Raw genomic sequence first — 9,274 nt, 5'->3', positions numbered from 1 at the left:
ATCGTCTCTGCGAGTGCCCACACAGATTGTCTGATAATTTGTTAAAGAGCAGTGCAACATTCGCTGCCGTTTCCGGTCTTCTGCGTTGTTGCGAGGAGGTGCATTCTACATCTTCCTCATTGAGTGTCAAGCGTTTATTTTCAAGGCTTTTCACTTTTTTCTTCGTTCTCTCGACTAACTCACTTAGCGTGGTTTGCCGTGACAACGAGGGCGCATTATAGGGAGTTTTCTGAATGTGACAAGCATTATTTTAAAAAAAAAACTTCGACAGCGCACTTAATAATCAAATTAACCTTTTTGGCACAAATAATAGACACTTTCTGGCTAAAAAAGTTTCAAATATAAAAAACGCCATTGACAGATTATCTTCATTCTTCCCAGCGAAAACACAAAACATAAAAAAAGAGGCTTATATAAGCCTCTTTTTCCGTTTCACATTATATCTTATTTATCGTAGTAAATAGAGAAGATGCTCTATATTACTGTTTTGCAATTATCTTATTATCATCTAAATCTAAGATAATCTCTTTGCCTGGTAATAATTTACCGGACAAGATATCTTGAGCTAATGGATTTTCAACCTCTTGCTGAATAGCCCGTTTCAATGGACGAGCACCATAAATTGGATCGAATCCAACTTCGCTCAATTTCTCTAATGCAGCGCCTGTGATCGTAACGTGATAACCACGTTCTTCTAAACGCTGGTATAAACGACGTAACTGAATTTGTGCAATCGCTGCAATGTTTTCTTTACCTAATGGGTGGAATACCACAACCTCATCAATACGGTTAATAAACTCTGGTCTAAAATGATGGCCAACAACATCCATCACAATGGTTTTCATTTCAGGGTAATCAATTGTTCCGAATCGTTCTTGAATTAAATCAGACCCCAAGTTCGATGTCATGATCACAACTGTATTACGAAAATCAACTGTTCTACCTTGTCCATCTGTTAAACGACCATCATCCAATACTTGTAATAAGATATTGAATACATCTGGGTGCGCTTTTTCAACTTCATCTAACAAGATGACTGAATAAGGGCGACGACGAACGGCTTCTGTTAAATACCCACCTTCTTCATAACCAACATATCCTGGAGGCGCACCCACTAAACGAGAAACGGAGTGTTTTTCCATAAATTCAGACATATCGATACGAACCATTGCATCATCACTATCAAACAAGAAGTTCGCTAATGCTTTACACAACTCCGTTTTACCAACCCCCGTAGGTCCTAAGAATAAGAACGAACCGATTGGGCGATTAGGATCAGATAATCCAGCGCGACTACGGCGGATAGCATTAGATACAGCACTCACAGCCTCAGCCTGACCAATAACGCGTCTATGTAGCTCTTGTTCCATTCTTAGCAATTTTTCACGTTCCCCTTCTAGCATTCTAGAGACAGGAATACCGGTCCAACGGGCTAAGATTTCTGCAATTTCAGCATCAGTGACTTTATTACGTAACAACTTCATATGCTTATCTTCAGCTTTATTAGCTTCAGCAAGCTGTTTTTCTAATGTTGGAATTTGTCCATATTGGATCTCTGACATTTTTGCCAAATCACCACTACGTCGAGCTTGCTCTAATGTGATACGAGCCTGCTCTAATTCAGATTTAATATGTTGAGTGCCTGTAAGCTCAGCTTTTTCCGCTTTCCATTCTTCTTCTAAAACAGAATACTCTTTTTCTTTTTCAGCAAGTTCTTCATTTAGCATATCTAAACGTTTCTTACTTGCATCATCAGACTCTTTTTGCAGTGCTTGTTGTTCGAGTTTAAGTTGAATAATACGTCTATCAAGCCTATCTAACGCCTCAGGTTTTGAATCCATTTGCATTCGTAAGCTTGCACCTGCTTCATCAATTAAATCAATCGCTTTATCTGGCAACATACGGTCAGAAATATAACGATGAGATAAAGTCGCCGCAGCAACAATTGCAGGGTCTGTAATTTGAACATGATGATGAAGTTCATAACGTTCTTTCAGACCACGTAAAATAGCGATAGTATCTTCAACGGTTGGCTCAGCCACATACACTTTTTGGAAACGACGCTCTAATGCCGCATCTTTTTCAATATATTGACGATATTCGTCAAGTGTTGTTGCCCCCACACAGTGTAATTCCCCACGAGCTAATGCAGGCTTTAACATATTTCCCGCATCCATAGCACCGTCAGCTTTACCAGCCCCAACCATTGTATGTAATTCATCAATAAACAGGATGACACTGCCTTCTTGTTTAGATAAATCATTTAAAACAGCTTTCAAACGTTCTTCAAACTCACCACGATATTTGGCGCCCGCTAATAGAGAACCCATATCTAAAGAAAGTACACGCTTATTCTTTAACCCTTCAGGAACTTCACCATTAACAATACGTTGAGCTAACCCTTCAACAATCGCCGTTTTACCTACACCAGGCTCACCAATAAGCACTGGATTGTTTTTAGTACGGCGTTGTAGAACTTGAATGGTTCTTCTTATTTCTTCATCACGACCAATAACAGGATCGAGTTTGCCTTGTTCCGCTCTTTCCGTTAAATCCACAGTATATTTTTTCAATGCCTGACGCTGGTCTTCTGCATTTTGATCGTTCACTGTTTCTCCACCACGTATTTTTTCAATTGCTATCTCGAGACTTGCTTTATTCGCTCCGGCGGCTTTTAGCATGTCAGCAACTTGACCACCGGTTTCCATGGCCGCTAAAAGGAAGAGCTCTGACGAAATAAATTCGTCACCTTTTTTCTGTGCCAATTTATCGCACAAATTAAGGTGCTTAATTAAATCATTTGAGGGATGAACCTCTCCACCAGCACCTTCGACTTTAGGTAATCGAGACAAAGCATCATTAATTCGCTCATTAAATTGCAATGCATTAACACCTACGGATGTTAATAGAGGGCGAATTGAGCCACCTTGTTGATTAAATAACGCACTCAGTAAATGTATGGGTTCTATAAATTGATTATCGTTCCCAAGTGCCAATGACTGGGCGTCTGCGAGAGCTTGCTGGAATTTATTGGTTAATTTATCCAGACGCATAACACCTCCAAGAAAAATTTAAAGTAAAATTCGTAACTGGAGAATAGATGAGGTCATTTTGACGATATTCAAGCTCAAAATAGAAATTTTGAGCAAAAATATTCATCAATATTTGAGATAAGTGAGAAAAACGTTAAGAGGAAAGTTTTATTTAATCCAGATTAATGATGCCATTCGCCCTGTTACATGCTCTCGTCTATAAGAAAAGAAACGTGATGGATCCGTTACAGTACAAAAATCACCACCATAAATCTGGGTTACTCCACTTTCCTGTAAGATTAATCTCGCTAACATATAAATATTAGCTAAGTATTTACCATTGTGGGAAATAAATGCAGATTCAAAGGCTATATTTTTTTCTATAAACGCCAAACGGACTTCAGCCCCCACCTCAAAAGCGGTGGGTCCAATTGCCGGTCCTAACCATGCCATAATTTGATCTTTAGGAGCTTTAAAGTGTGCAAGTGTATTTTGTAATACACCATGGCAAAGCCCTCTCCATCCACCATGAGCTGCGCCAACTTCTGTTCCATCAACCGTTGTAAAAAGGACAGGCAAACAATCTGCCGTCATAATTGCGCAAACTTTTTTCACCGTAGAGGTGTAAAGGGCATCACCTTGTATTTCATTATTTTTCTCAGCACTTAGCGTAACAACATGAGTGCCATGAACTTGTTCAAGCCATAGTGGCATTTCAGGCAACTGAGCTTGCTGACACAATCTGCGTCTATTTTCTTCGACATCAGATAGTTTATCACCAACATGAGCGCCTAAATTCAGGCTATTATAAGGTGGCAGACTCACTCCCCCCTCTCTCAAGGTACTGCAAGCCCCAATATTTTCAGGTTGTGGCCAATCTGGAAAAATTAATGAAGTCATTTACCAATCCATTTCATCTTTGAACTGTTCAACGTCAGCTTTTAGCACATCAATCAGCTTAACCATATCATCAGGTAATGGTGCATGCCATTCCATTTCAATACCTGTTATTGGATGATAAAGGCGTAGCATCGTTGCATGTAGAGCCTGTCTATCAAATAAACGTAACGTTTCACGTAATTCATCTGATGCCCCTTTTAAAGGACGAGGTCTTCCTGCATAAAGCTGATCACCAATTAAAGCATGGTGAATATGTGCCATATGAACACGAATTTGGTGAGTACGGCCAGTTTCTAAACGTAAACGTAAACGCGTATGAGCACGGAAATGCTCCATAACACGATAATGTGTTACCGCTGGTTTACCCATTGGGTGAACAGCCATATGAGTCCGTTTAGTTGGATGTCGAGAAATAGGTTCATTCACTACTCCTCCAGCAGTCATTCTTCCTGTTGCAACCGCTTCATACTCACGCGTGATTTCACGACGTTGTAAAGCTTCTACCAAATGCGTTTGAGCAGGAACTGTTTTTGCAACAACCATTAAACCTGTTGTGTCTTTATCTAATCGATGGACAATACCTGCACGAGGGACATTAGCAATCTCTGGATAGCGATAAAGTAATGCGTTTAATACGGTGCCATCAGGGTTACCAGCACCAGGATGCACAACGAGATCTCTTGGCTTATTGATAACTAAAATATCATCATCTTCATAGACGATATTTAACGGAATATTCTGAGGCTCCCAACGAACTTCCTCTTCAATTAAGGCATCGACTTCAATTTTTTCACCGCCAAGCATTTTTTCTTTTGGCTTATTGATGATTTTATCGTTAACCTGCACTCTATTGTCTAAGATCCACTCTTTTATACGAGATCTTGAATAATCAGGGAACATTTCGGCCAAAGCCTGATCTAAGCGTTGACCCAGCTGTGAATCTGCGACTGTAGCATTAAGTCGTATTTGTTGAGACATAAATAATTTTCTATTAATTAAGTTAGTGTTTTGACGGCACAGCCGTTTCATTTAAAATGAGTTATAGTGTAACCGATTTCAGGGGAGCTTCACGGAGAGACTCCCCAAACCTATTCAGAGGATAATCAATACGTGATGAGACGCATTAAATACCTGGTGGCAGCGGCCACTTTAAGCCTGTTACTTACTGGCTGTTCGAGTTCAGACAAAGACGCTACTGCCGATATGTCACCTTCTGAGCTTTACTCAACCAGTCAGGAAAAATTGCTAGATGGCAATTATGGAGCGGCTATCAAACAATTAGAGTCTCTCGATAATCGCTATCCTTTTGGCCCTTACTCGCAACAAGTTCAACTCGATCTGATTTATGCTTATTATAAGTCAGCGGAACTACCAATGGCGATTTCTGCAATCGACCGTTTTATGCGATTAAACCCAACCCATCCTAATATCGACTATGTTCTTTATATGCGAGGCTTAACTGCTCAAGCATTAGATGATAGTGCATTACAAGGATTCTTTGGTATTGATCGTTCAGACCGTGATCCTCAACATGCAATTGTGGCATTTAAAGATTTTAGTCAATTAGTTCGTTACTATCCAGACAGCCTTTACGCCGCCGATGCAACCAAACGCCTCGTCTTTCTTAAAAACCGTTTAGCGAAGTATGATCTTTCTGTTGCGAAATTCTATACTAAACGAGGGGCTTATGTCGCGGTTATTAATAGAGTAGAGCAAATGATGCGTAATTATCCTGATACACAAGCCACTCGTGACGCGCTTGTCTATATGGAAAATGCGTATAAAGAATTAGGTCTGACACAAGAAGCAGATAAAGTAGCTTCATTAATTGCAGCAAATCCAGCCTAATTAAGACATCACCATCAAAAACAGCAGCTTATCGCTGCTGTTTTTTTATTCTTTTCTAGCTAAATTGTCTTTACTTTTCATCAGTCCAACCTTCCTAATATGACTGAATAAATGCAACTTAACAAGCGGTCTTTTCAGCTATCTATCATTTGTCACGTTTCTATTACTAGTTACATAGACATCTAACAAAAAAGTGATTTTGATCATGTTTTAAATTGTGTATCACGATATTCTGAAGTTATCGAAGACGGAGTAATAAAGAGGTAACTATATGATTATAAATATTACTAGCAAGCAAATGGAAATTACCCCAGCACTACGTGAGCACATTGAAAGCCGTCTAACTAAACTCAATAAATGGCAGGTGAATTTAATCAACCCTCATATTATTCTGACAAAAGATCCAAAAGGTTTTAGTGTTGATGCCAGCATTCATACACCAAATGGGCAATTGGTCGCTAATGCACAACACACCGATATGTATGTTGCAATTAATGACTTACTCGCAAAACTTGAACGTCAATTAAACAAAGTTCAGCATAAAAATGAATCTCGTCGAGCTAATAACAGTCTGAAGGAAGAAAATTTACTTGTCGATGAAATATAAATAGTAAAACAAGATTAAAAATTAGAATAAATCACTGACTCAAAACGCCTCTGCGCATCCTTGTGATGCGCTTTTTATTGTATTTTTCTTGACTCCTTTCACATCATCATGTTTGATAGAGATATGTTAAATATTGACCAATCAATATAATGAACAAATATTCACATTTGCCTTTCTTCTTTTTCTTTCTACTCTTTCATTAAGAGGCTTAGTCATTTCAGAAAGAAAAGTAAGAACGACAATAGCCTCCAAATTGGAGGCTTTTTTATTTATGATGGTATGACATAACGGTATAGGGCTTAAACATGGAAAAACTCGATTTATTAGCAATCAGAGATAAAATCACAACGTTAGATTCAGAATTACTAACATTGTTAGCAAACAGACGTCAATTATCTGCTGATGTTGCTCAATTTAAATTGAATACACATCGCCCTATTAGAGATAAAAATCGTGAGCGTGAACTACTTGATTTATTAATTGAGAAAGGAAAAAAACGTTGGGCTAGATGGTTTTTATATTAGTCGTATTTTTCAAATGATCATTGAAGACTCCGTATTAACTCAACAAGCCATTCTACAACAACACCTTAATGCGACACCCAATGCATCGGCCAGAATTGCTTATTTAGGACCTAAAGGCTCTTATTCACATATTGCGGCTCGTCAATATGCCGCTCGCCATTTTGATACCTTCATTGATTGCACTTGTCAGAAGTTTGACGACATTTTTACACTTGTTGATACAGGTCAAGCTGATTACGGTTTGCTTCCAATTGAAAATACCAGTTCTGGTGCCATTAATGATGTTTACGATTTACTGCAAACAACATCAATCTCTATTGTTGGAGAAATTCGCATTCCTATTAATCATGCCCTTTTAACAAGTGTTGATACCCGCACAGAAGAGTTACAAACTATTTATAGTCACCCTCAACCTTTCCAGCAATGTAGCCATTATTTAAATCAGTATCCACACTGGAAAATCGAATACTGCGAAAGTACAGCGGCTGCAATGGAAAAAGTAGCTCTTGCACAATCACCACATGTTGCTGCTATTGGGAGTGAAGCGGGAGGCTCTCTTTATGGTTTAAAACCTTTGGCTAGCAATTTAGCAAACCAACAAATAAACGTAACACGCTTTATTGTTATTGCACGAAAAGCTATTGATGTTTCAGAGCAAGTGCCCGCGAAAACAACCTTCTTAATGGCAACAGGGCAACAAGCGGGTGCATTAGTCGATGCATTAATGATTTTAAAAAAATACGATATTATTATGACCAAACTTGAGTCTCGTCCTATTAATGGCACGCCTTGGGAAGAGATGTTTTATATTGATGTTCAAGCAAATTTACGTGATATCAATATGCAAAAAGCCTTACACGATTTATCACAAACTACACGTTCATTAAAAATCCTAGGTTGTTATCCTTCAGAAAATGTTGTTCCTGTTGAAGTGAAATAACCTCACTCAAAAAGAAAAGCCAGATAGCATATAACTATCCGGCTTTTCTTTTTTGTTTTTATTTTAAAATGAATTATAAGAAACCATACATCGCTGCAAATACCCAACCAAAGACACAAGAAACGGTAACACCAATTAATCCCGGTAGAATAAAGCTGTGGTTAATGACAAAACGCCCTATTCGAGTTGTACCAGAACGGTCAAATTGAATTGCGGCTAAGTCACTAGGGTAAGTTGGTAGAATATAATAACCATAACAAGCGGGTGCCGACGCAATAATATAAGCAGGATCAACACCAATCCCCAATGCTAAAGGAACAATAGCGGCTAAAGCAGCTGCTTGTGAATTCACAAATTTAGATACTAACAATAATACAACCGCATAAGCCCAAGGGTATTCCCGAACTAATTGCCCCAATGCTGCTTCTATTTCTTTCATATGTGCAGAGAACATTGTCTCTGCCATCCAAGCAATACCATATACAGCAACAATTGCTATCATCCCTGAACGGAACACTTCATTTTTAGAAATAAGAGAAGGATTGGTTTTACAAATAATAATAATTGATGCGCCAGCTAATAACATAAACATCTGAATAACAAGCACCATAGATAATGGTTTACCATTAAAAACAGGGCGTATTTCAGAAAAGGCACCTAATATTGCAACAACAGCAATTGCACCTAAGAAAATCCACATTGCTACCCAGTTTTTCATCGGTAGCTTTTTATCTAGAAGTGTTGCTGTATCACCATAAACATAATCATGATTTTCAGGAACTGAAACAAATTCTTGGAAGCGTTGGTCTTTATCTAAATCTTTCCCTCGAAACCAGCTAAAAATACCAATAGCTAAAATACCAATAAAAGTAGAAGGAATAGTAATTGCCAATAAATCTAGGAACTCAAGGTGTTTACCATTAAAAGTCACACCACCGAGCATTGCGACTAATGTCACAACAGCAACGGAAACAGGGCTAGCAATAATCCCCATTTGAGAGCCGATTGTACTTGCTGCCATAGGTCTTTCAGGGCGAATATTATTTTTAATCGACACATCATAAATAATAGGCAATATGGTATAAACAACATGCCCAGTACCACATAATATTGTAAGAGTACAAGTTACGAGTGGCGCAACAATAGAAATATATTTTGGATTTTTACGTAATAATTTTTCTGCTATCTGCAACATAACATCTAATCCACCAGATGCTTGTAATGTCGCTGAGGCAGAAACAACGGCAATAATAACTAACATTACATCAACAGGTGGTTTTCCTGGAGGCAGGTTAAAAATAAAAACTAAAATAACCAGACCTACACCGCCTAATAGACCTAATGCAATTCCTCCCTTCCTAGCTCCATAAAATAGACACACTAATATAATGGCGAGTTGTATTAAAAAATCCATAAATTACCC

At 38.4% G+C, this 9,274-nt stretch carries 7 protein-coding genes, 1 pseudogene and 1 other annotated feature; of the genes and pseudogenes, 3 read left to right on the top strand and 5 right to left on the bottom strand.

Annotation, left to right across the window (positions count from 1 at the left end; translation table 11 throughout):
• From BHE89_RS24245 to rluD, 4 genes are all read right to left on the bottom strand, one after another.
• Positions 1-205, bottom strand: a 205-nt coding sequence (locus BHE89_RS24245) for a hypothetical protein (protein WP_216080977.1), incomplete at its 3' end; no start/stop codon positions are given.
• 274 nt (positions 206-479) lie between these two features.
• Positions 480-3,053 carry an ATP-dependent chaperone ClpB gene (gene clpB / locus BHE89_RS03620; protein WP_069367106.1) on the bottom strand — a complete coding sequence of 858 codons (2,574 nt, stop codon included), beginning with the start codon at positions 3,051-3,053 and terminating at the stop codon, positions 480-482.
• Between the two features lie 147 nt (positions 3,054-3,200).
• Positions 3,201-3,932 carry a purine nucleoside phosphorylase YfiH gene (yfiH, locus tag BHE89_RS03615; RefSeq protein WP_069367105.1) on the bottom strand — a complete coding sequence of 244 codons (732 nt, stop codon included), beginning with the start codon at positions 3,930-3,932 and terminating at the stop codon, positions 3,201-3,203.
• Positions 3,933-4,910, bottom strand: coding sequence for a 23S rRNA pseudouridine(1911/1915/1917) synthase RluD (rluD, locus tag BHE89_RS03610; protein ID WP_069367104.1), 978 nt, complete (start codon positions 4,908-4,910; stop codon positions 3,933-3,935).
• A 135-nt stretch (positions 4,911-5,045) separates the two neighbouring features.
• On the opposite strand from rluD, the gene bamD reads away from it, so the two are divergent.
• The 3 genes and pseudogenes from bamD (at position 5,046) to pheA (ending at position 7,851) form a co-directional block, all read left to right on the top strand.
• Entirely contained in the window at positions 5,046-5,780 is a 735-nt protein-coding gene (gene bamD, locus BHE89_RS03605) for an outer membrane protein assembly factor BamD (RefSeq protein WP_069367103.1), read from the top strand.
• Between the two features lie 271 nt (positions 5,781-6,051).
• A complete protein-coding gene (gene raiA / locus BHE89_RS03600) occupies positions 6,052-6,387 on the top strand; it encodes a ribosome-associated translation inhibitor RaiA (protein ID WP_069367102.1) in 336 nt (111 codons plus the stop codon).
• A gap of 153 nt (positions 6,388-6,540) precedes the next feature.
• Positions 6,541-6,657: a sequence feature (Phe leader region), on the top strand.
• Between the two features lie 35 nt (positions 6,658-6,692).
• Positions 6,693-7,851: pseudogene (pheA, locus tag BHE89_RS03595) on the top strand (bifunctional chorismate mutase/prephenate dehydratase).
• 73 nt (positions 7,852-7,924) lie between these two features.
• Here the strand turns inward: pheA and BHE89_RS03590 are convergent.
• Complete coding sequence (locus tag BHE89_RS03590; protein WP_069367100.1) at positions 7,925-9,265, bottom strand: anaerobic C4-dicarboxylate transporter; 1,341 nt, start codon at positions 9,263-9,265, stop codon at positions 7,925-7,927.
• Between the last annotated feature and the right edge of the window lie 9 nt (positions 9,266-9,274).

This window comes from Shigella sp. FC1967 (assembly GCF_001743005.1).
Taxonomy (GTDB): domain Bacteria; phylum Pseudomonadota; class Gammaproteobacteria; order Enterobacterales; family Enterobacteriaceae; genus Proteus.
The sequence above is the reverse complement of the archived record's forward strand: the minus strand, read 5'-3'. Positions and strand labels throughout refer to the sequence as shown.

Coding starts and splice junctions, on each gene's coding strand:
- rluD (WP_069367104.1), bottom strand. CDS start 4,910: ATGTCTCAACAAATACGACTTAATGCTACAGTCGCAGATTCACAGCTG.
- BHE89_RS03590 (WP_069367100.1), bottom strand. CDS start 9,265: ATGGATTTTTTAATACAACTCGCCATTATATTAGTGTGTCTATTTTAT.
- yfiH (WP_069367105.1), bottom strand. CDS start 3,932: ATGACTTCATTAATTTTTCCAGATTGGCCACAACCTGAAAATATTGGG.
- clpB (WP_069367106.1), bottom strand. CDS start 3,053: ATGCGTCTGGATAAATTAACCAATAAATTCCAGCAAGCTCTCGCAGAC.
- bamD (WP_069367103.1), top strand. CDS start 5,046: ATGAGACGCATTAAATACCTGGTGGCAGCGGCCACTTTAAGCCTGTTA.
- raiA (WP_069367102.1), top strand. CDS start 6,052: ATGATTATAAATATTACTAGCAAGCAAATGGAAATTACCCCAGCACTA.